The following is a 20,877-nucleotide window of genomic DNA, read 5'->3' as shown; positions in this document are numbered from 1 at the left end:
CATGCCCCCTCTCGGCCTCGCCACCGGGCTCGGGCTCGGCGTCGGGATCCGCCGGTGGCCAGCCCTCTCGGTAGACGGTGTCCAGATAGCGCTCACCGAGGTCCGGGGCGATCGCCACCGCCGTCATGCCGCGCCGACCGTGCTGAGCGAGCCACCGCTGCGCGCCGCTGATCACCGTGCCGGTCGAACCGCCGAAGAGGAATCCCCGGCTCGCCAGGGACCGGCAGGCGCGGACGGTGTCCGCCTCCTCGACGTGCACCACGTCGTCGATGTACGACCTGTCGAGCATGGCCGGCGGCACGCTCGTGCCGAGCCCCGGTATCAGCCGCCTGCTCGGCGCCCCGCCGAAGCTCACCGAGCCGACGCTGTCGACGGCGACGATGCGCACCCGGCGCCTCCACTGCCAGAACCACCGGGCGCACCCCATCAGCGTCCCCGTGGTGCCCGCCCCGACGAACAGGACGTCCAGGCGCGGGAAGTGATCGGCGATGGCCGGGGCCGTGGTGCGGAAGTGTGCCTTCCAGTTGGCCTGGTTGTTGTACTGGTCGAGCCACACGTACCGGTCGTCGGCCGCACACAGCGCCCGCACGTACGCGCGCCGCGCACCCAGCAGACCCTCATCTCCTGCCGGGTCCTTGATGACGTGCACGCGGCTGCCGAGCGCCTCCATGAGCCGGATCGTCGGCTGGTTGCAGCGCACGTCGGTCACGCACAGGAACCGGTGGCCGCGGCTGGCCGCGATGACGCTGAGCGCCACCCCCAGGTTCCCGGACGAGGATTCGACGAGCACCGAACCGGGCCGCAGCCGGCCCTCGCGCTCGGCGGCGTCCACCATTTCGTTGGCGGCCTTCAGTTTGATCGAACCGGCGAAGTTGAAGCCCTCACACTTCAAGTACAGCGGCAGCCCCAGCGCGGCCCGCAGGTCGACGTAGAGCTGTTCTTCATTGAACCTCGCAGGATCGGAAATGACAGGCATTGTGCCCCCCTCTTGTGTCCCCCGTGTCGCCCTTGTGCGCCACAAAACTTCCGTCAGCCGTACCGGCTCAACTCGGTGAAAAACCCGTCGACGACGTGGAGTTCGTCTCGCCGGGCCACCTCGTCGTGGACGAAGCGGCCGACCGCGAGGTCGAGTACCCCCAGACCGAAGGGTGAGAACACCACCGTGCGGTCCGCCGGTACGGTGACCCGTCCGGAAAGTACGTCCTCCAGCGTGCCGTCGATGAACTCCCGCTTGCCGGTGAGCTGTTCGGCCAGGTGCGGGGAGGTGTTCGCCTTGAGACAGTGCTCGACGTCATCGACGACATTGGCCGATGCCAGCAGGATCTCGGGCGCGAGGTCGCGCAGCGAGAGGTGCAGCACCAGCGGGTGGTGGTCGAACCACGACGGGTCGTGGACGTGCGGCTCGGCGGCGATCGTCGCCACGACAAGGAGGTCGCTCTCGCGGATCAGGGTCTCGGCGGTGTCGTGCACCGTGATCCGCCCCTTGGTCCCGGCCCGCTCCAGATAGCCGCAGAACCCGGCCGCGCTGTCCGCGGACAGATCGTGCACGCCCGTCTCGTCGAACTCCCAGCCGTTGGCGGCGAGATGGGTGTGGACGTAGCGGGCGATGAGGCCGGTGCCGAGGAAGCCGACGCGCGCCGGACGGGTCCTTGTGCGGCTCAGCCGGTCGGCGGCGAGCACCGCGGACGACGCCGTGCGGGTGGCGCTGATGACCGAGCTCTCCAGGCAGGCGTACGGGTATCCGGTGTCGGGATCGTTGAGGATCAGTACGGCCGACGCCCGGGGCAGGCCCGAGCCCGTATTGCCGGGAAAGCTGGAGATCCACTTCAGGCCGTCCACCCGCAGCGGCCCGCCGAGCGAGGCGGGCAGCGCGATGATCCGCGCCGACGGACGGTCCGGGAAGCGCAGGAAGTACGACGGCGGGTTCACCGTCTCGCCCGCGCCGTGCAGCCTGTACACGGCCTCGATGAGCCCGGCGATCTCTACTTCCCTTGTTTCCAGAGCCTGTTGGACCTGACGGCCGGATATCACCGCGAAGGCCGGAGCGGTGCCGGTCATGCGGTGCTCACCTCGACCGTGGGCGCGCAGTCGGCGATCCTGACCGGGTCGGCGAGTCCGGCCAGGACCTCACGCGGGCCGTCGAAGGGCTCCCTGCTGTGCGCCGTGCGCAGGTTGTCGACGAGCAGCAGGTCGCCGGAGCGCCACGGCTCGCGGAGGGTGTGCGCGTCGTACACCTCGTTGATCGCGCGGACGACGTCCTCGCCGATCGGATCTCCGTTGCCGAAGCGCGTCGTGAACGGCAGCCCGTCGGGGCCGTAGACGTCGGTGAGGTACTCGCGCACCTCGGCGTCCATCGTCCACTCGCTGAGAAAGGCGATCTGGTTGAACCAGAGGCGGCGGCCACCGACCGGGTGGTGGATCACGGCGCTGCGGAGCTGGCGGGTGCGCAGCGAGCCGTCGGACCGCCACTCGAAGTCGATGGCGTGGTCACGGCAGTACCGGGAGACGGCGTCGCGGTCGTCGGTGCCGAACGCCTCGGCGGCCGACGCCCCGATCTCGTCCTGGTACGACCGTGCGAGGATCCAGCCCTCCTTCTCGAACCGCTCGGTCAGCTCGGCGGGCAGCGCGTCGAGGACGGCCGCCCCGTCGGCGACACCGGTCGCCCCGCCGGAGGCGGGCGCCTCGAGGCAGGCGAACAGGAGCATGCCGGGGAACTCCAGGGCGTAACTCATCTCGTGGTGCATGCACATCTGCTGGTTGGGCGGCCACTTGGTGGACGAGTACACGCCCTCCGTGTACCTGCGCCGGGGCGCGAACGGCTCCCGGTCGGGCATCAGGGTGTGGGCAAGGCGCCGGAAGACGCCTGTCACGGCGTCGGGTTCGGCGAGGCCGAGACCGCGGACCAGGACAGAGCCGTGGGCGGCGACGGCGGCCCGCAGCGCGTCGTGGTGCTCGGCAGCCCAGCCCTCCGGGTCACCGCCGGTGGCGGCGCTCAGCAGGGGTGGGCTGCCCGGTACGAGCGTGATGTCGTCCGGTAGCGGGGACGGAGTCGAGCTGTGCATCGAGTATTCCCTTCGTTTCATCGGCGCTGAGCGGTCGTCCGGTCGAGCAGTTCCGCGAGATCCGCCAGGACCGGATGGTCGATGACGTCCTTGAGGCTGATCACCCGGTCCAGGGCGATCACCAGCTTCACGGCGGAGAGCGAGGAGCCGCCGAGGTCGAAGAAGTGGTCGCGTCGGCCGATCCGGCCGACGGGGACGCCGAGCACGTCGGCCCAGGCGGCGGAGAGCCGGCGCTCGATGTCCGTGCGGGGCAGGTCGGTGCCGCCGGCGAGCTGCTCGGCGAGCGCGGTGAGCACCCGGCGGTCGGTCTTGCCGTTGGCGGTCAGCGGCAGCCGCTCACGCCAGTGCACGACGGCCGGGACCATGTAGGCGGGCAGCGACGCGGCGAGGCGTTCCCGCACGACCCCCGCGTCCACCGGTCGCGGTCCCGCGCAGAACGCGGCGAGCTGCGTGCCCCGTACGACGATCACCGCACCGTCGCGGACGCCGTCCACGCGAAGGAGCGCGTTCTCGATCTCGCCGATCTCGACGCGGAACCCACGGATCTTCACCTGGCCGTCCCGGCGGCCCAGGAACTCCAGCTTCCCGTCGGGCAGCCAGCGTCCGTGGTCGCCGCTGCGGTAGATCCGCTCGCCCGGCCGGTACGGATCCTGGCCGAACGCCGCCTTGGTGCGCTCGGGGTCGTTCACGTAGCCGCGCCCGACGCAGATCCCCGAGAAGACGATCTCGCCGGGCGCCCCGAGCGGCACGGGCACCAGGTCCTCTCCGACGACGTAGATCCGTACGTTGGCGACGGGCCGGCCGAGCGGGACCCTGTCGTGCTCCGGCACCCGGTCCATGACCTCGTGGTTGGTGTCGTCGGACGTCTCGGTAAGCCCGTAGGCGTTGACGAGCCGGACCCCGGGCCGGGCGGTGAACCAGCGCCGTACCAGCTCCTTCTTCACCGCCTCGCCGGTCACCGACACACAGTGCAGATCGGGCAGTTCGCGGGGGCGGGCGTCCAGCTCGGCCAGGACGGCCTCCAGATACGACGGCACCACCTGGAGCACATTGACCCGGCCGCGCTCGACGGTGTCCACGAAGCGCGGCACGTCCAGGATCGCGTCCTGCTCCACAAGCAGCGTCCGCCCGCCCACGAGCAGCGCGGAGAGCAGCTGCCACAGGGAGATGTCGAAGCACTGGGGCGCGGTCTGCGCCACCACCTGTCCCGCGCCGACGCCGAGGTCGTCGAGTTTGGCGAGTACGTGGTTCAGGAACCCCGCGTGCTCGCACATCGCGCCCTTGGGCTCGCCGGTGGAGCCGGACGTGAAGTAGATGTACGCCAGTTGGTCCGCCGCGACGGGCAGGCCGAGATCGCCGTCCTGGTGGCCCTCGGCGCAGGCGTCCGCGACGGAGAAGGTGCCGTCCTCGTCGGCGATGACGAGGTCGCAGCCGGCCCGGGTGAGAGTTCTCGCGATACGGGCGGCGGGAAAGTGCGGCTCGACGGGCAGATACACGCCGCCCGCCTTGAGGACGCCGAGGACGGCGGCCATCCAGTCCATGGTCCGCTCGGTCACCACCGCGACGACGCCCTCGGGCCGCAGCCCGCGCGCGAGCAGCGCCCGGCCGATTCTGTTGGCCCGGGAGTTGAGCTCCCCGTACGTCCACTGCCCGTCCCGCGCGACGACGGCCACCGCGTCCGGGTGCGCCGCCGCCCGCTCCTCGAACAGCTCGTGCACGCGCCGGTCGGGCAGCGTGCGGTGCGGGCCCGCCAACTCCTCCAGCTGGAAGCGCAGTTCGGCCTCGGAGAGCAGGCTCCGGCGGCCGGGGTCGGCGAGCGCGGCGAGGTGGTATCCGGCGATCCGGCCCGCGGCCTCGCGGTCGAGGACGTCCGTGCGGTAGCGCAGCCGCAGGACGCGGCCCGTGACGCTCACCGCGAGCGCGGTGTCGTCGCGCTCGGCGGACAGCTCGGCGAGCACGCGCTCGTGCGCGGCCGTCAGAGCGGACGGGGAGGCCAACAGGCCCTTGGGCAACGGCACTTCGTACTCCGCCGTGCCCGGACTCGGGGTGCGCGTCCACTGCGGGATCGTGGTCATGGCCCTACCTCCCCGCCGCCGGGTTGCCGCCCCACCGCGCCCGTGGGGGCACCTGTCCGCCCTTCATCAGGAAGGAGTCGGGGGCGAGCACCGAGCCTTCGCCCAGCGTCACGCCGTAGTGCACCAGCGCTCCGGTGCCGAGCGTGCAGCCCGCGCCGATGGCGATGCGGTCGGACTTGAAGGTGCCGTCCTCCTGCGAGTGGGCCTGCACCTTGGTGTGCGCGGCGAGGGTGACGTCGTCGCCGATCGACACCAGCGTGCGCTCGGTGATGGAGGCGCCGTCGTCGAAGACCCGGCGGCCGATCCGTACGCCGAGCAGCCGCCACACCACGTTCTTGAACGGAGTCCCGTTGAACACCACGAGGTGGTTGTCGGGCACCTTCCACAGCCGCTCGTGCCACCGGAAGTACGGGTCGTAGATCGAGCACAGCTGCGGAACGAGCGGCCGGAAGCGGCAGATCAGCCGCTCGATCAGGATGTAGTAGCCGGTGCTGAACGCCAGGCCGACGACCATGGAGGCGCCGATGAGCAGCCCGCCTGCCACGTCGTACAGGTCGAAGGCGGCGAACGCGATCGCCGTCAGCGCGAACCAGTGCAGCCACCGCAGGAACAGGTGCAGCGCCATCGAGCGCAGGTTGTAGCGGTTCTTCGCCGAAAGCCCGCGGTGCAGCTCGGCGCCTTCGCGCAGATGGTCGAAGCGGGTGTCGCGCTCCACGGTGCGCGGGATCTCGAAGGGCGGCGAGCCGAGCAGCCCCACGCCCTCGCGGACCGGTCCCTCCAGCGGGATCATCACCTTCGTCGCGAGCAGGCAGTTCGCGCCGGTACGGCCGCCCGCCGGGTAGACGATGTGGTTGCCGAGGAAGTTGTGCGACCCGATCGACGCGTGTGAGACGCGGAACGAGGTCGCGGAGAAGTCGGCGTTCATGATCGACAGACCGTCGGCGACCATCGTGCCGCTGCCGACCTTGGCCAGGTACGGCGACTCGTGCTGCACCTCGGTGCCGAAGTTGGAGCCGGTCTGCTCCACGTGCGAGAGGTCGTATCCGATGGCCCGCAGGTAGGGGACGATGTACGAGCTGTCGCCGCACAGCCACTTGAAGAACTTGATGTTGGTCATCCGGGCGATCGCGCGCTGCACCGAGTAGTGCGCGCCGTACAGCGGATAGACGCGGTCCGGGCGCAGCATCGGCCGCAGCACGCGCGGCACCAGGGACACGGCGGCGAGGCCGATGAGGAGGAACGCCAGGAAGCCGACGATCGACAGACCGAGCGCCTCGACGTAGAACGCGGCCGAGGTCAGGTCGTGCGTGTCGGGTTCGAGCAGCACGTCGAGCGCGGGTGCTTCGGTCAGCAGCAGTTCGGTGCCGCCGATCGCGAGCGGCACGACGACGAGGAGCGCCTGGAGCAGCCCGCCCACCGCGAACAGGGCCCGGCGCGGAGTGGAGCAGGATGCCGCCGGTACGCGGACGTAGTCGACGCCGGTGCGCTCGGCCGGGGAGCCGTGCCAGTGCTGCCCGGCGGGCACCGCGGCGCCGTCGTACAGCGCCGACGCGTGGCCCAGCTGGGAGCCGTCCCCCATCGACGTACCGATGTCGAGGACCGTTTTCTCGCCGACGAAGACGTCCCGGCCGAGGGTGACAGGGCCCGTGCGGATGACGCCGGCGTGGGCCCGGTAGCCCAGGAAGTAGGCCTCCTTGCGAATCACGGTGCCCCCGCCGATCGTCAGCAGATCGGTGCAGACCGGGACGGAGTGGGAGAGGATCGTGACCCCGGGACCGATCCGCGCGCCGAGCAGCCGCAGGTACAGCACGTAGACCGGGTTGCCGACGAACACTGCCATCGGGTTCGCGTGCAGCAGCGACTTCACCAGCCAGAAGCGGAAGTAGGCGAGGCTCCACACCGGGAACTCGGTCTCCCGCCAGCGGCCGACGAGCAGCCACTTCGCCGCCACGGGCACGATGCACGCGCCGAGGAACACCGCTGCGCCGAACAGCGCCGAGCGTACGTAGACGTCGACGAAGCCGGCGCCCGCGAAGACCCACGCGAAACCCCGGGCGGTGATCATCCCGGCCCCCACGCAGTACAGGGCGAAGGCGAGCAACTGCAGTGCTCCGCACACGAGATAGCGGGGTGTACTGCCGGGTGGCGGAGGCGGCTCGGGCTCGATCACCTTCGCGACGGGCGCCTCGTCGAGGGCGGCGGCCAGACTGCGGATCGTCGGGTGGCCGTAGACATCCTTCATCGACACCGCCGGCAGGTCCGCGTGTTTGCGTACCCGGGCACAGAAGTGGGCCATGACAAGAGAGTTGGCGCACAGATCGTCGAAGAAGTGACTGTCAGGTGCGACGTCGTCCACACGGACGACACCGGCAAGGACTTCGGCGAGAACGCGTTCGGTGCCGTTCGGCACATGAACTCCTCGTGCTGTTACTCGTGTTTCGCGCCTTTCTGGAATGCCGGAACGAGCGCGAATCGAGTGCGGGTTGGATGTGCTGCGAGCGTGAGGAGCAACGCGGATGAAGCGGGTCACGGCCGATGACCTCGAGTGTTCCCCCGTGTAAGTCCCCCCGGACTGTGCGCTGCCGGCCGGTGTCCGATCGATCGGTGTTCGATCGGTCGGCGTTTGGTCGGTCGATGTTCGATCGGTCGGCCGCTGGTATACGCACTGAATACGATCGAGATTCTTTCGGGTGATTCATGAACGCTTCAAGTCGGTTTCGAGCATTGGCCATTTCCGATGGCCTTCACATGACGCGCTCATGCCCGCTTTCGAGACGGCCCGAACGCCGTACCGGGGAACTCACCGGAAGGACAGTGCATTTACCGGTGCCGCTTCCGCTTTCAGCTACCGCAATATCCGGTCAGCGCGGCCATGACAGAAATCGGAAAGACATTCATTCGTGAAATCCCTCACGAGTTGCCGCACCATTTCTGTCGCATGACCCGACCGGACGGCACCGCTGCCCGCGTTCTCCACCAGAACGCCTCGCAGCGCAGGACCGCCTGGCCGTTGCGGATGAACACCGTCAACTCGTACGTGGAGCACCGCACCCTGGACCCCGCGACCGACGTGAACGCGCCGGTGCGGAGGGAGAGGCAAGAGGGTGAGGGAGAGGCAGAGGGTGAGGGTGAGGGTTGAGGGAGAGGGCGGGGGTGAGGCAGAGGGAGAGCGCAGGCCGTCAGCGTGCCAACAACAACCGCGCGATCTCCAGATCCTCCTCGTCGAGCGACCGCCCGTCCTCGACCTCCCACAACGCGTTCTGCAACAACCGCCCCAGCGTCCAGGCCTTCGCCCGCTCCCGGTCGAGCCCAAGCACCTCGCTCATCGCGTCGAACCGCCACAGCACGTCGCCCGCGTCGAAACGGTTGTTGAGCGCGGGCCAGAGATCGAACCCGGGATCCCCGGCCAGCGGCTTCGGGTCGATGGCGAGCCACGGCTCACGCTCGGCGGCAAGGACGTTCTCGAAGTGCAGGTCCCAGTGCAACAGCCGGTCACCGGGCTCCCCCATGACCTCGCGCACCGCGCCCCCGCACCGCTCCACGATCGCCCGCTCCACCGGATCGGGGATCGCCCTCAGCGCCCCCGGCAGATCGTCGACCATCTCCCCCGCGATGTCCCCGAGCCGCCGCATCCCCTCCGGCGCCGCCACCGCGGTGAGCCGCGCGAGCAACTCGGCAATGACGAGCACGGCCCTGTGCGTATCCGCCATCGTCGACAACATCCGCCCGGAATCCAGCCGTTCGAGCAGCATCGTGCCACTGCCGTCGTCGTAGTCCAGCAACCGCACGGCCCCGTCGCCGTCCCACACCCGAAGCCCGACCGGCTCCCCCTCGGTCTCCTCGTCGAGGAGCTGGAACTTCACCGCGGCGGGGGTGCCGTCCCGCCGCACCACGGGCAGGACGAGCGCCGCCATCCCGTGCATCGAGGGCCCGTCGACCGTCAGATCCCACCGCTCGACGAACTCCGCGACCCGCGCGGGCAGCGCCGCGATAAAGGCACGGCCCGGCTCCCCGGCGTACGCGTACTGCGACTCGATCAGCCCGTCCGGAATACGAATGTCGATCACGCCCGCGACGTTACCGGCGTGGGTGAATCGCCGCATGCGGATTATCCTGGGCACGAGAGCCATGAAGACTGCAAAGGCTGCAAGGGCTACGAGAGCTGCGAGGACCGCAAAGACCGCGGGTCGGGCCGTCCTCGCCTACATTCGCAGCGCCCCCGGAACGTACATCTGGCTCGCGATCCTCTTCGTCACCACGGTCGCGATGCACCACATGTCACCGGATTTCGAGAACGACTTCTTGCGCCAACGCTCCACGAACATCCACGAACTGTCGCAGAACCCCATCCGCGTCCTGGTCTCCAGCGCGTTCTGGATCGACGGCGGCGGCTGGCTTCCGTACGTCTTCCTCTACACCGTCTTCCACGCCACCGCCGAACGCTGGCTCGGCACGGCGCGCTGGCTCGCGGTGGCCGCGAGCGCACACGTCATGGCCACCCTCATCAGCGAAGGCGTCCTCGCGCTCGCGATCCACCACGGCGCCGCACCCACGTCCTCCGTCAAAACCCTGGACGTCGGCGTGAGTTACGCCCTCGCGGGCGTCGTCGCGACCCTCACCTACTGGGTCCCCTCGCCCTGGAGATACGCGTACCTCCTGATCGTCCTCACCGTGTACGGCACCCCGCTGATCACCGGCAGAACCTTCACCGACCTGGGCCACTTCACCTCGGTCCTGATCGGCCTGGCCTGCTTCCCGCTGACACGGAGCGCCGTACGCCCGCCACCAAGGACGTGGACGGTCAGGAGATCCCGGAACCCTTGAGCTCCTTGGCGAACGCGTCCTGGCTGAAGAGCGCGTCGCTGTGCACCTTGTTGCCGTCGATCAGGACGGTCGGCGTGCCCTGCATGCCGTCATCGGTGAAAGCCTTCATCGCCTCACCGACCCACTTCTTGTACGTCCCCTTCTGCACGGCCTTGTCGAACTCGGCACCCCGCAGCCCGTCCACCTTCTCCGCGATCTTCAACAAGAAGGCGGGCGTGTAAGCGTCGTCGGTCTCCGTCTCGGCCTGGTTGGCGTAGACCGCCGCGTGGTACTGCGGGAACTTGCCCGCATCGACCGACGCCCGCAACGCGTTCGCCGCGTTGACCGAACCGCTGCCACCGAGGTTGTTGTCGAGGAACGAGGCCAGCGTGTACTCGACCTTCACCTTCCCCTCGGCCACCGGCTTCACCAGCGCCTGCGCACCGGACTCCTCGAACTTCTTGCAGATCGGGCAGCGCGCGTCCTCGTACAGCTTGACCGTGTGCCCCGCCTTCGGGTCGCCGACCGTGATCACGCCACCCTTCACGGTGGCGGGCGTCTTCGCGAGCGCCTCGGTACCAGCCGGCGGCTCCTTCGCCTCGGGCCCACCGGCGGACTCGGACGCGGAGGCCGACGCCTTGTCGTCGCTGCCCCCGCCCGTGAGGTCATCGGGCCCACAGGCGGCTGCGCCCCCGGCGAGAAATGCGGTGGCGGCCACCGCGGCGACGATGCGCCCGGCCTTGCGTACGGCCATCTGAACAGTCCTCCAGGATCAAGGCACATGACACTCCGCCACGCACCGCATCAACGTATCGGACCCTCCACCCCGAAACCGCACGCCACGGCCCTCCCCAAAGCCCCCACCAGCGCAGTAACGTCCGGCCCATGAGCAGCACGATCAACGGCGGCATCTCGTTCTGGTACGCGGACCACGGCACCCCGGCCCCCCGTGAACCCCTGCCGGGCGACGAGAGTGCCGACGTCTGCATAGTCGGCGGCGGCTACACGGGCCTATGGACCGCGTACTACCTGAAGAAGGCCGCCCCCTTCCTCCGCATCACCGTCCTTGAACAGAAGTTCTGCGGCTACGGAGCCTCGGGCCGCAACGGCGGCTGGCTCTACAACGGCATCGCGGGCCGCGACCGCTACGCCCGCCTGCACGGCAAGGACGCGGCGATCCGCCTCCAGGAGGCGATGAACGACACCGTGACGGAAGTGATCCGAACGGCTGCCGAAGAGCAGATCGACGCGGACATCCACCACGGCGGCGTACTCGAAGTGGCCTACACGCCAGCCCAGTTGACGCGCCTGAAGGACTTCCACACCACGGAACTCGCATACGGCGAGAAGGACCGCACCCTGCTGGGCGCCCGCGAGACGGCCGACCGGATCCGCGTCTCGGGCGCCGTCGGCTCCACCTGGACCCCGCACGGCGCACGCCTGCACCCGGTGAAACTGGTGCAGGGCCTGGCAGCCGCCGTCCAGTCCCTCGGCGTGACGATCCACGAATCAACACCGGTCACGGAGATCAAGCCGAAGCACGCGATCACCCCGTACGGAACGGTCCGCGCGCCGTACATCCTGCGCTGCACGGAGGGCTTCACGGCATCCCTCAAGGGCCAACGCCGCACCTGGCTCCCCATGAACTCGTCCATGATCGCGACAGCCCCCCTCACCGACGCCCAATGGGAGTCGATCGGCTGGGAAGGCCGCGAAACGCTCGGCGACATGGCACACGCGTACATGTACGCCCAGCGCACGGCGGACGGCCGCATCGCGCTCGGCGGCCGAGGCGTCCCCTACCGCTTCGCCTCCAGAACGGACAACGACGGCCGCACCCAACCGCCGACAATCGAAGCCCTACGCGACATCCTGACCCGCTTCTTCCCCCAACTGGCCGGAGTACAGGTCGCCCACGCCTGGTCCGGCGTCCTCGGCGTCCCCCGCGACTGGTGCGCCACGGTCACCCTGGACCGCGCGACGGGCCTGGGCTGGGCAGGCGGCTACGTAGGCTCAGGCGTAGCCACCGCCAACCTCGCGGCCCGCACCCTGCGCGACCTGGTCCAACAGGACTCGGGCCAGGCAGGCCCCACGGACCTCACCACGCTCCCCTGGGTCAACCACAAGGTCCGCAAGTGGGAACCGGAACCGCTCCGCTGGCTGGGCGTCCACGGCATGTACGCGACCTACCGCAACGCGGACCACCGAGAACTAGCCACCCCGACGACCCAAGCCCCCCGCCTGGCCCGCCTCGCCGACCGCTTGTCGGGCCGCCACTGAACGCACGAAGACCCACCACGAGGGCCCAGGTCACACGCACGCCTCCCCTGGGCCCCACCCCACTAATCGACGTCGACCCCGAAATCCCGGACCAGCGACTCCAACCCACCCGAGTAGCCCTTCCCACCCACCACGAATCTCCAGTCACCGGTCGCCCGGCGTCTGAACGAGCCCAGGACCAGCGCGGTCTCACCAGGCCTCCCGTCCGACACCGGAACCTGATCCAACTCCCCACCCTCCGCGTCCCGCAGACGAATACCGGCTTGGGTAAAGCCATCAAGATCAGCATTCGGATCGGCCTCAGGATCCACTGCAGCCACCAGCACCAGACGATCGGCCTCCTCCGGCAGCTCATCGAACGCCACCCGGATCGCGGCCCGGTCCCCAGCGAATTCACCCAGCATCCGCACCGAGCCATCAGGCGTCTGGGGATTGTTGAAGAAGACGAAGTGATTGTCGCTGAGCACACGACCCCCTACACACACCAGCGCACACACATCCAAAGGCACACGGCCCGCCCACGACATGCCCAATACGTTGTACTCGCCACTCTCAGCGTCAACCTCTTCAGCGACCCCCGGCTGCGAAACCGGCACTCCGGCCTCATTACCCAAACGACCGCGCAACCCGCACCGATGCAGCAGATCAACCAACTCAGGCCCAGCCACCAGCGTCAACGGCTTCCCACTGGCAAACGTATACGAGCCAGGACCAAATCCCGACGTCGTCACCAACACCCCTTTATTGGCGCCCGCCGCCTGAACAGTGCCATACAGATCCCGCACGGCGCTCGGCGGAACCGTACTGCGATATCGCTTCACCTGAACAACGATTTTCCCGCCACTGATCGGATCCGGATCCACCGCATCCACGTCCACGCCCCCGTCATGCGAGCGCTGCGTCGTCACCGCCTGCATGCCACGCGCCCGGAACAGATCGGCAACCAACCCCTCGAACTCCACCGGATCCATCACCAGCAGATCCGGCTCGCCCTCACCCCCACGCGCCACCACACCAGAACCCAACTGATCAGGAAGCCTCGCAGGGCGCACCGACGCCCGCTGATCCGGCCGCACGGCCAACTGCCCACGCAGCCCGTCAACGAGACAGTCCACCGGACCCACCGACTCCAGCCGCAACCGGGCGAACACCTCGGCCTCAACCATCACCGTGGCCAGAAATACCTCCGCCCGCAGCCCCGTAGCCAGATCAAAATCATCCACAAAGCCATTCAGCGCGACCGACGAAAGGACCCCGAACTCATCGGCGGCAAAAAGATCACGCAAGGCGAGCAACACACACTGCGCCAACACCCCTCTGTATAACGATCTCCGCTGCCCCGCCGGCCTCGGCAACTCCCTCAGCTGATCCGAACCGACGAAATACCGAACCAAACGAGCCTCCGGCACCACGCCGTACCCCGGCAACTCCCAATTCAGAACCAGCTGCCGCACCACCGGATCAAACGCAGCCACCACCTGACGCGGAAATCCATCAGGCCAGACATGCGAGGCGTACAGAGCCGCCGAAAAATACTCGACAACCGTCGCCGGATCCCCCTCCCGCAACGCAGCGGTCATCTCGACCACCCGCTCGTTGTGCGCACGCACCTCCACAGCCTGCGCAGCAACCCGCTCATCGTGCACTCGCCGGTCCACAACCGGCTCCGCACGCATCAGCGAAGCAGCGCGAAACGCCGGAGCCCGACACCCAGCAGCCAAGAACCCCGACAGGACCTCCACCCGGGACTCCAGCTCATCCGTCAGCCGCAGAGCCTCCGTCTCACGCCGCCTGCGGTATTCGGCCTGCCGCCCACGCTGCATCCGCACCATGTCCCGCTCACGCGCACGCTGCTCCCGCGCCTCATCACGCTCCCGCTCCGACTCCAGCCGAAGCCGCGCTTCTCGCTGACGCTGCTGCTGGCGCTGCTCCTCGACCCAATCCCCGATCAGGCCGCTCGAACGACCACTCATATCGCTCGCTCCCCCCGCACACTCCCTGGAAGACAAGTGTGCCGGAGGGGGGAGACGGGGACTACTGGTTGGACGAGAGGTACTTCAGGACATAGAGAAGCTCAGGTCAGATGCGCTCTGACCTGAGCTTTTCGTTGAGCCGCCTGTCGGAATCGAACCGACGACCTTCCCATTACAAGTGGGGAGCTCTTCCGCTGAGCTAAGGCGGCACCACGCACAACAACGCCGTACGCGAAGGCTGCTCCACCTTACACAGAGCCTGTTTCCCCAAGCCACAAAGTTGCCCAGCCACCCGCCATCCAGATCCACACGTAACCAGCCGCGCACCCGTTCGTTGAACGGACTGACGCGCTGTTCCGACTATCGGACTGCGGGACACGGGGAGGGGTACATGGGGGACGCGATAGAGCAGCCGAAGGCGATATCGGGGGCAGAGGCCAAGCGCGTCAAGCGCGAGGCTCTCGGCATCGCCGACCGCCGCAAGCACCACGCCCGCCAGGCGTCTCCTATGAAGAGCCGCGCCAAGGAGCCCGGCACCCAGCAGCGCGTCTACCGGTACCGCTGCTATCCGACCAAGGCCCAGGCCACGCAGTTGGAGCAGACGTTCGGCGCCTGTCGCTGGGTCTACAACGAGGGTCTGGCCCTGCGTTCAGGAGCCTGGGAGCGGCATCGGGTGAACGTCGGCTTCGCGGAGACGTGCCGGGCTCTGACGGGGTGGCGGCGGGCGGAGGAGACGTCTTGGCTCCAGGAGGTGTCGTCGACGGTGCTGCAGCAGTCTTTGCGGCATCTGGATCAGGCGTACACGCGTTTCTTCAAGGGGTCGGCGAAGTATCCGAAGTGGAAGAAGAAGGGCCGGTCGCGGGATTCGGCGACGTACGTCCGGACAGGGTTCAGCTGGGTGGAGGATCCCGAGCGACCGGGGACTGGTTCGGTCAAGTTGGCCAAGCAGTCGTCACCTCTGGATGTGCGGTGGTCCCGCCCACTGCCTGCCCAGACGCTTCCGATCCGGCTGTCGGTAACACGGGATCGGGCGGGGCGGTACTTCCTCTCCGTGCTCGTGGAGGAGAAGATCGCGCCTCTGCCAACCGCCTTTCTTCCTGGCTCGCAAGAGCCGAGAGCCGTCGGTCTGGATCTCGGGCTTGCGTCGCTGGTGACACTTGACGACGGGACGAAGTTGGATCACCCGCGGCTGCTGAAGCGGTACGCCGAGAAGCTGGCGCGGTTGCAGCGTGAGTTGCACCGCAAAGTACGAGGTTCGAAGAACCGGGAGAAGGCCAGGCAGCAGATCGCCCGGCTGTACGCGCTCATCGGCGACGTACGCAGAGACATGCTGGATCAGTTCACCACCCGCCTCGTGCGCGAGAACCAAGTGCTCGTGGTGGAGGACCTGTCCGTCGTGACCCTGATGCGTGCGACGCGCGGCAAGGGAAGGCAGCGCAAGGCCAAGCTCAACCAGGCGATCATCGATGCCGGGTGGGGCGAGCTGTTGCGGCAGCTGCGTTACAAGTGCGAGTGGTACGGCCGGACGCTGGTGGTGGTCGACCGCTTCTTCCCGTCCACCCGCCGCTGCTCGGCCTGTCACGTGAAGGGGCCGAAGCTGGATCTCTCGGTCCGGGAGTGGACGTGCGCCGAGTGCGGTGCGGTCCACGACCGGGACGTGAACGCGGCGGTCAACCTCCGGGACGAAGGAATGCGGCTGTACTGGCTGGTGGCTGCCGCGCTGCCGCCGGGCCGGAAGGTGCCGACGGTGATCAAGTCGTCGGAGCTGGAGGAGTGTCTGCTGGCCGCATAGGCGCGGCTGGTGCGGTTGGTGCGGTACGGACCGACGGGCCGTCGGCCGGAATGCCTGTGGAGCTCGTGTAAGACCGTGCGCGATGGCGGGGTAGCCCGCTGTCCGTCGGCTGTGGGCCGTGAAGCAGGAAGCCTTGAGATGAGGTCAGAAATCACGTGCTCTGCCCTCAGCTCAAAGCAAAGCCAAAAGTGAATTGCTCTGCCAAGCTCGAAAATTTCCTCGAAGGTCACAGCTCCCCGGCTACTGACAGACGTATGACCTCCGGGGTACGGTCACGAGCAGTTCACCCAGGTGGACTACACCACTTCCTCTCTTTACAACGGATCGTCCGGCACGTTCCTGCCGGTGAAGGGGGCCCTCACCATGGCCACTGTTTCGTTCGACAAGGCGACCCGCATCTACCCGGGTGGCGACAAGCCCGCCGTCGATCAGCTCGAGCTGGATGTCGCGGACGGCGAGTTCCTCGTACTCGTCGGTCCCTCCGGCTGCGGAAAGTCCACCTCCCTGCGCATGCTCGCCGGCCTGGAAGACGTGAACGGCGGTGCCATCCGTATCGGTGACCGCGACGTCACGCACCTGCCGCCCAAGGACCGGGACATCGCCATGGTGTTCCAGAACTACGCGCTCTACCCGCACATGACCGTCGCCGACAACATGGGCTTCGCCCTGAAGATCGCCGGCGTCAACAAGGCCGAGATCCGCCAGAAGGTCGAGGACGCGGCGAAGATCCTCGACCTCACCGAGTACCTCGGCCGCAAGCCGAAGGCCCTCTCCGGTGGTCAGCGCCAGCGTGTCGCCATGGGACGCGCCATCGTGCGTGAGCCCCAGGTCTTCCTCATGGACGAGCCGCTGTCGAACCTCGACGCCAAGCTGCGTGTGAGCACGCGTACGCAGATCGCCAGCCTTCAGCGGCGCCTGGGCATCACCACCGTCTACGTCACCCACGACCAGGTCGAGGCCATGACGATGGGCGACCGCGTGGCCGTCCTGAAGGACGGTCTGCTCCAGCAGGTCGACTCGCCGCGCAACATGTACGACCGCCCCAACAACCTCTTCGTCGCGGGCTTCATCGGCTCCCCCGCCATGAACCTCGTCGAGGTCCCGATCACCGACGGCGGCGTGAAGTTCGGCAACTCCGTGGTGCCGGTCAACCGCGAGGCGCTCTCCGCCGCCGCCGACAAGGGTGACCGCACGGTCACCGTCGGCGTCCGCCCGGAGCACTTCGACATCGTCGAGCAGGACGGTTCCACCGCGAAGGCCCTCTCCAAGGCGACCGAGGACGCCCCGGCGGGCCTCGCCGTCTCCGTGAACGTCGTCGAGGAGCTCGGCGCCGACGGTTACGTCTACGGCTCCGCGGAGGTCAGCGGCGAGCACAAGGACCTCGTGGTCCGTGTGAACGGCCGCAAGGTCCCGGAGAAGGGCACGCAGCTGCACGTCGTGCCGCGCCCGGGCGAGATCCACGTGTTCTCGACGTCGACGGGTGAGCGTCTCACCGACTGACGACTCAGCCGGCGAACCGGCTGACCAGCACGGGTAAGGGCCCCGCACCTCGGTGCGGGGCCCTTACCCGTGCGTCAACGTTGTCGACAAATACCCCGGCAGACCGGTCATTTCGCTCCGCCCCCGTCAACACCGCACCAGAAAAACCTCATTCTCCGTCGCTCGACCGAGTGACTAAATGTCGCCAAATCATCACCGACCGCTACGCTCACTCGCGTGACGCACTCCGCCAACTACACCCAGAAGCCGCGCCGAGCCCATCGGGGCCCCGCCCGACGCATCGGCCGCACGCTCGCCCTCGTCCTGCCCGTGATGCTGGTGCTCTCCGGGACCCTCGCGGTCACCAGCGTCAACTGGTCCGGAAACAACTCGGATTCGATGCTCACCGCGTCCTCCGACGACCTTTCCGTACCGGCCAAGTCCCGCGCCCCGCAGGATCTCCTGCGCGACCGGCTCCTCCTGGAACTCCAGGAGAGGAACCCGGGTGTGGCGCTCACCCATCTCCAACAGGAGGTGAACCGCCATCCGTCGCTCGCCAAGCACTGTGTCTCCATCGCCCGTGCCCTCGGCCGCGCAGCCGCCCAGAAGTACGGTCCGAGCCGTGCCCAGGGGTATTCACGCCCCGTCTGCGACACGTCCTTCGCGACGGGCGTCGCCGCCCATCAGAACGGCTGATCGGGCGGGCACGTAGGGTTTCCGGCATGACCGGCGACCCACACGCTCACAAGCCCACGCAGGCCGTCGTCCTGGCCGGAGGCCAGGGCTCGCGCCTGCGTCCGTACACCGACGACCGGCCCAAGCCGATGGTCGAGATCCCTGGCACTGGGACCCCGATCATCGGCCATCAGCTTTCCTGGCTGGCGGCCGAGGGCGTGACGGACGCGGTCGTCTCCTGCGGTCATCTCGCCGAAGTGCTCCAGGAGTGGCTGGAGTCGGCCGACCTCCCCCTGAACGTCACCACGGTGGTCGAGAACGAGCCCCTGGGCCGCGGCGGCGGCCTCAAGTACGCCGCCCGCCACCTCCCGTACGCGGACCGCCCCTGGTACGCGACGAACGGCGACATCTGGACCCGCTTCTCGCTGCGCGACATGGCGGCCTTCCACGCCGAGCGCGACGCCACCGCGACCCTCGCCCTGGCCCGGCCCCGCATCCCGTGGGGCGCCGTCGAGACGGACGCGTTCGGCCACATCACGGACTTCATCGAGTCCCCGCCGTCGCCGTACCTGATCAACGCGGGCGTGTACGTCTTCTCCTCCGCCTTCGCGGCGCTTCTGCCGGACCGCGGTGACCACGAGCGCACCACGTTCCCGCGCCTGGCCCGTGAGAAGAGCCTGGCGGGCTTCCCGCTGCCGCAGGGCGCCTACTGGCGCGCGATCGACACGGCCAAGGACCTGACGGAAGCGGCCAAGGAGCTCGCGGCGCAGACCGGGACCGGTTGAGGTTCTCTCGCCCATAGCCCCATAGCCCCATAGCCCCCTACGCCGTTGGGCCCCGCACAGTCTCTGTGCGGGGCCCAACGGCGTAGGGGGTGGTGGGTAGGTCGCAGGTCCGCTCAGCCTCCGCCGAGCAGCCCTCCCACGAGCCGGCTGTTGCCGCCCGTGCTGCCGCCGCCGCCGCCACCGCTGCCGCTGCTCGCGCCGCCCTCGGGCGCACCGCCGCCGCTGCTGCCGCCACCGCCGCTGGACGTGGGTCCCGCGGTGGCCGAGGCCGGAGGCTGCTGGGGAGAGGACTGCTGGGGCGGGGCCTGCCCGGTGCCCTGCGTCTGGCTCGGCTGCTGCCCCTGGCTGGTGCCCGCGTTGGTGGTCTCGGGCGCGGCGCCCGGGGTGGCCGCCCCTCCTGCGCCCTGCGTGGGGCTCGCGGAGCTGCCCTGCGTCGGCGCCTGGGACCCGGAGGCCGTGGGGCTCTGCGACTGGCCCTGGCGGTGTCGCTGCTTTCCGGGCTCCTGCGGGAGCGGTGAGCCCGGCAGTTCGTTGCGCGGGGCCTCTCCGGGGCCCGGCACGGTCACGCGGTCGGCGTCCCGCACGGCGCCGCCGAGCATCGAGCCGATCAGCAGCGTGAGACCGACGACGAGGCCGCCGACGAGCGCGCCGCGCCGCAGCACACGGCGTCGCAGCTCCCAGATGTCCACGCGAGGACCGAGCGTCCGCCAGGCCTCGCCCGCGAGGCGTCCGTCGACGGAGTAGACGGGTGCGCCCGCGATGATGAGCGGCGACCATGCGGCCAGATAGATGATGTCCGGCGCGTCGTACGCGGGGACGGTCTTCCAGCTGACGGTGACCAGGAGCGCGGCGGAGAGGAGCACGCCGATACCGGCCGCGACCCGCTGCCAGAGCCCGAGCACCGTGAGCACGCCGACGATGATCTGCAGGAAGGCGATGCAGAGTCCCGCGCCCACCGGGTGCGAGAGGGCGAACTCGCGCAGCGGCTCGGCGAGCGTCCAGGGGTGCAGCGAGTTGAGCCACTTGACCATGGAGCCGCGTTCGCCGCCGTCGAAGTACACGGGGTCGCAGAGCTTGCCCATGCCGGCGTAGATGGAGATGAACCCGAGGAAGACGCGCATGGGGAGCAGCACGACGCCGAGGTTCATGCGGCGGCCGGGGTAGTAGGCGTGCCGCACGGGGTCGGCCCCGTGCCGCCGTACTACCTGGCGGCCGTTCTCGTCGCGCTCGTCGTCCGCGTCGTCGAACTCGTCGTCCCCGTAGGGGCGTTGTTCATCGAAGTCGCTCTCCGACACCGGCATGCGCGGGATGAGCCGGGTGCCGGATTCGGGGTGCCGAGGACCGATGACGGCAGGCGTGGCCTGCGTACTCTCGAGATCGTCGTCGTCGATGCGGGGGATGACCTGCGTGGCACCTCCGTCGTCGTGGGAGATGCCCCCCACTTCGGCCGAATGGCGCACGCCTGTGCCGCGCACCGCCTGCAGCAGTCCGGTGGCTCCGGGGTCGCCCGGCTCGGACTTCCCGCTCCAGACGACGGGCGAGCGGCGCCGCACGGCGGAGCCGGACGCGGGGATGTACATGGTGTCATCGGCATTGCTCAAGTGCCGTGCGATACGCGGGGATTGGGTCCGCTGCGCGGTGGGGAGCTGCACGCGGAAGCTCGCGTGATTCACGATGACCTGCGCCGGGTCGCTCGGCACTTTCACCATGCTCAGCGCGGGAGCTTCGTCGAACCCTGACGAGCTTCCCCCCGTGGGATTGCGGGGCGTTCTGGTGTCCACACTCATCTAACCGAGTGATGTGTGTTTAGGACACTGCCTTGACCGCGCGGAAATGTCCGGACCGCGTCAAGATCTTCGGCGGCTGTCCGTCAGCTCTGCGATCAGCTCTGCGCCGACTCTTCGCCGGGCGTCGGCCGCCCCCCCCGGGGACCGGGGGCCCCCCCCCCCCCCC

At 68.8% G+C, this 20,877-nt stretch carries 15 protein-coding genes, 1 tRNA gene and 1 pseudogene; 7 read left to right on the top strand and 10 right to left on the bottom strand.

Annotated elements, in window-relative coordinates; all coding sequences use genetic code 11:
- Positions 1-55: 55 nt before the first annotated feature.
- From sbnA to ACWFRJ_RS41795, 5 genes and pseudogenes are all read right to left on the bottom strand, one after another.
- Positions 56-976 (bottom strand): annotated as a pseudogene (gene sbnA / locus ACWFRJ_RS41815) (2,3-diaminopropionate biosynthesis protein SbnA); the annotation flags it as partial.
- Between the two features lie 53 nt (positions 977-1,029).
- Positions 1,030-2,058: a 2,3-diaminopropionate biosynthesis protein SbnB gene (gene sbnB / locus ACWFRJ_RS41810; protein WP_453543837.1), complete on the bottom strand. Its 1,029-nt coding sequence runs from the start codon at positions 2,056-2,058 to the stop codon at positions 1,030-1,032.
- Positions 2,055-3,062 carry a TauD/TfdA family dioxygenase gene (locus ACWFRJ_RS41805; protein ID WP_453543835.1) on the bottom strand — a complete coding sequence of 336 codons (1,008 nt, stop codon included), beginning with the start codon at positions 3,060-3,062 and terminating at the stop codon, positions 2,055-2,057. Before ACWFRJ_RS41805 ends, sbnB begins: the two co-directional genes overlap by 4 nt.
- Positions 3,063-3,079: 17 nt before the next feature.
- Entirely contained in the window at positions 3,080-5,137 is a 2,058-nt protein-coding gene (locus tag ACWFRJ_RS41800) for a non-ribosomal peptide synthetase (protein WP_453543833.1), read from the bottom strand.
- A 4-nt stretch (positions 5,138-5,141) separates the two neighbouring features.
- Positions 5,142-7,547, bottom strand: a complete 2,406-nt coding sequence (locus ACWFRJ_RS41795; RefSeq protein ID WP_453543831.1) for a Pls/PosA family non-ribosomal peptide synthetase — start codon at positions 7,545-7,547, stop codon at positions 5,142-5,144.
- Positions 7,548-8,075: 528 nt separating this feature from the next.
- Between ACWFRJ_RS41795 and ACWFRJ_RS41790 the strand changes: the two genes are divergently transcribed.
- A complete protein-coding gene (locus ACWFRJ_RS41790) occupies positions 8,076-8,276 on the top strand; it encodes a hypothetical protein (protein WP_453543830.1) in 201 nt (66 codons plus the stop codon).
- Positions 8,277-8,316: 40 nt separating this feature from the next.
- Here the strand turns inward: ACWFRJ_RS41790 and ACWFRJ_RS41785 are convergent, their stop codons facing one another.
- Positions 8,317-9,240, bottom strand: a complete 924-nt coding sequence (locus tag ACWFRJ_RS41785) for an aminoglycoside phosphotransferase family protein (RefSeq protein ID WP_453543828.1) — start codon at positions 9,238-9,240, stop codon at positions 8,317-8,319.
- A gap of 25 nt (positions 9,241-9,265) precedes the next feature.
- Here ACWFRJ_RS41785 and ACWFRJ_RS41780 point away from each other — a divergent pair, with 25 nt between their 5' ends.
- Positions 9,266-9,961 (top strand): rhomboid-like protein, encoded by a 696-nt coding sequence (locus ACWFRJ_RS41780; RefSeq protein WP_453543826.1) that lies wholly within the window; start codon positions 9,266-9,268, stop codon positions 9,959-9,961.
- On the opposite strand, the gene ACWFRJ_RS41775 is transcribed toward ACWFRJ_RS41780, so the two are convergent.
- On the bottom strand, positions 9,939-10,694 hold the full coding sequence (locus tag ACWFRJ_RS41775; protein ID WP_453543824.1) for a DsbA family protein: 756 nt from the start codon (positions 10,692-10,694) through the stop codon (positions 9,939-9,941). The two genes, ACWFRJ_RS41780 and ACWFRJ_RS41775, sit on opposite strands and share 23 nt — an antisense overlap.
- A 131-nt stretch (positions 10,695-10,825) precedes the next feature.
- On the opposite strand from ACWFRJ_RS41775, the gene ACWFRJ_RS41770 reads away from it, so the two are divergent.
- On the top strand, positions 10,826-12,220 hold the full coding sequence (locus ACWFRJ_RS41770) for an NAD(P)/FAD-dependent oxidoreductase (RefSeq protein ID WP_453543822.1): 1,395 nt from the start codon (positions 10,826-10,828) through the stop codon (positions 12,218-12,220).
- Between the two features lie 62 nt (positions 12,221-12,282).
- Here ACWFRJ_RS41770 and ACWFRJ_RS41765 read toward each other — a convergent pair whose 3' ends face one another.
- Positions 12,283-14,193 carry a restriction endonuclease gene (locus tag ACWFRJ_RS41765; RefSeq protein WP_453543820.1) on the bottom strand — a complete coding sequence of 637 codons (1,911 nt, stop codon included), beginning with the start codon at positions 14,191-14,193 and terminating at the stop codon, positions 12,283-12,285.
- Positions 14,194-14,330: 137 nt separating this feature from the next.
- A tRNA-Thr gene (locus tag ACWFRJ_RS41760) sits at positions 14,331-14,402 on the bottom strand.
- Positions 14,403-14,584: 182 nt separating this feature from the next.
- On the opposite strand from ACWFRJ_RS41760, the gene ACWFRJ_RS41755 reads away from it, so the two are divergent.
- From ACWFRJ_RS41755 to ACWFRJ_RS41740, 4 genes are all read left to right on the top strand, one after another.
- Positions 14,585-15,985 carry an RNA-guided endonuclease InsQ/TnpB family protein gene (locus tag ACWFRJ_RS41755; RefSeq protein ID WP_453543818.1) on the top strand — a complete coding sequence of 467 codons (1,401 nt, stop codon included), beginning with the start codon at positions 14,585-14,587 and terminating at the stop codon, positions 15,983-15,985.
- A gap of 363 nt (positions 15,986-16,348) precedes the next feature.
- Positions 16,349-17,485: an ABC transporter ATP-binding protein gene (locus ACWFRJ_RS41750; RefSeq protein ID WP_453543816.1), complete on the top strand. Its 1,137-nt coding sequence runs from the start codon at positions 16,349-16,351 to the stop codon at positions 17,483-17,485.
- Between the two features lie 216 nt (positions 17,486-17,701).
- Positions 17,702-18,160, top strand: coding sequence for a hypothetical protein (locus ACWFRJ_RS41745; protein ID WP_453543815.1), 459 nt, complete (start codon positions 17,702-17,704; stop codon positions 18,158-18,160).
- Positions 18,161-18,186: 26 nt separating this feature from the next.
- Positions 18,187-18,924 (top strand): nucleotidyltransferase family protein, encoded by a 738-nt coding sequence (locus ACWFRJ_RS41740; protein WP_453543813.1) that lies wholly within the window; start codon positions 18,187-18,189, stop codon positions 18,922-18,924.
- 113 nt (positions 18,925-19,037) lie between these two features.
- On the opposite strand, the gene ACWFRJ_RS41735 is transcribed toward ACWFRJ_RS41740, so the two are convergent.
- Positions 19,038-20,711, bottom strand: coding sequence for a DoxX family protein (locus tag ACWFRJ_RS41735; RefSeq protein ID WP_453543811.1), 1,674 nt, complete (start codon positions 20,709-20,711; stop codon positions 19,038-19,040).
- Between the last annotated feature and the right edge of the window lie 166 nt (positions 20,712-20,877).

The organism is Streptomyces sp. NPDC055239 (assembly GCF_053606205.1).
The sequence above is the reverse complement of the archived record's forward strand: the minus strand, read 5'-3'. Positions and strand labels throughout refer to the sequence as shown.

What these genes read in the sequence shown, in the direction of transcription:
- sbnB (WP_453543837.1), bottom strand. Translation starts at nt 2,058, where the DNA reads ATGACCGGCACCGCTCCGGCCTTCGCGGTGATATCCGGCCGTCAGGTC.
- ACWFRJ_RS41805 (WP_453543835.1), bottom strand. Translation starts at nt 3,062, where the DNA reads ATGCACAGCTCGACTCCGTCCCCGCTACCGGACGACATCACGCTCGTA.
- ACWFRJ_RS41800 (WP_453543833.1), bottom strand. Translation starts at nt 5,137, where the DNA reads ATGACCACGATCCCGCAGTGGACGCGCACCCCGAGTCCGGGCACGGCG.
- ACWFRJ_RS41790 (WP_453543830.1), top strand. Translation starts at nt 8,076, where the DNA reads ATGACCCGACCGGACGGCACCGCTGCCCGCGTTCTCCACCAGAACGCC.
- ACWFRJ_RS41785 (WP_453543828.1), bottom strand. Translation starts at nt 9,240, where the DNA reads ATGCGGCGATTCACCCACGCCGGTAACGTCGCGGGCGTGATCGACATT.
- ACWFRJ_RS41780 (WP_453543826.1), top strand. Translation starts at nt 9,266, where the DNA reads ATGAAGACTGCAAAGGCTGCAAGGGCTACGAGAGCTGCGAGGACCGCA.
- ACWFRJ_RS41775 (WP_453543824.1), bottom strand. Translation starts at nt 10,694, where the DNA reads ATGGCCGTACGCAAGGCCGGGCGCATCGTCGCCGCGGTGGCCGCCACC.
- ACWFRJ_RS41770 (WP_453543822.1), top strand. Translation starts at nt 10,826, where the DNA reads ATGAGCAGCACGATCAACGGCGGCATCTCGTTCTGGTACGCGGACCAC.
- ACWFRJ_RS41765 (WP_453543820.1), bottom strand. Translation starts at nt 14,193, where the DNA reads ATGAGTGGTCGTTCGAGCGGCCTGATCGGGGATTGGGTCGAGGAGCAG.
- ACWFRJ_RS41755 (WP_453543818.1), top strand. Translation starts at nt 14,585, where the DNA reads ATGGGGGACGCGATAGAGCAGCCGAAGGCGATATCGGGGGCAGAGGCC.
- ACWFRJ_RS41750 (WP_453543816.1), top strand. Translation starts at nt 16,349, where the DNA reads ATGGCCACTGTTTCGTTCGACAAGGCGACCCGCATCTACCCGGGTGGC.
- ACWFRJ_RS41740 (WP_453543813.1), top strand. Translation starts at nt 18,187, where the DNA reads ATGACCGGCGACCCACACGCTCACAAGCCCACGCAGGCCGTCGTCCTG.
- ACWFRJ_RS41735 (WP_453543811.1), bottom strand. Translation starts at nt 20,711, where the DNA reads ATGAGTGTGGACACCAGAACGCCCCGCAATCCCACGGGGGGAAGCTCG.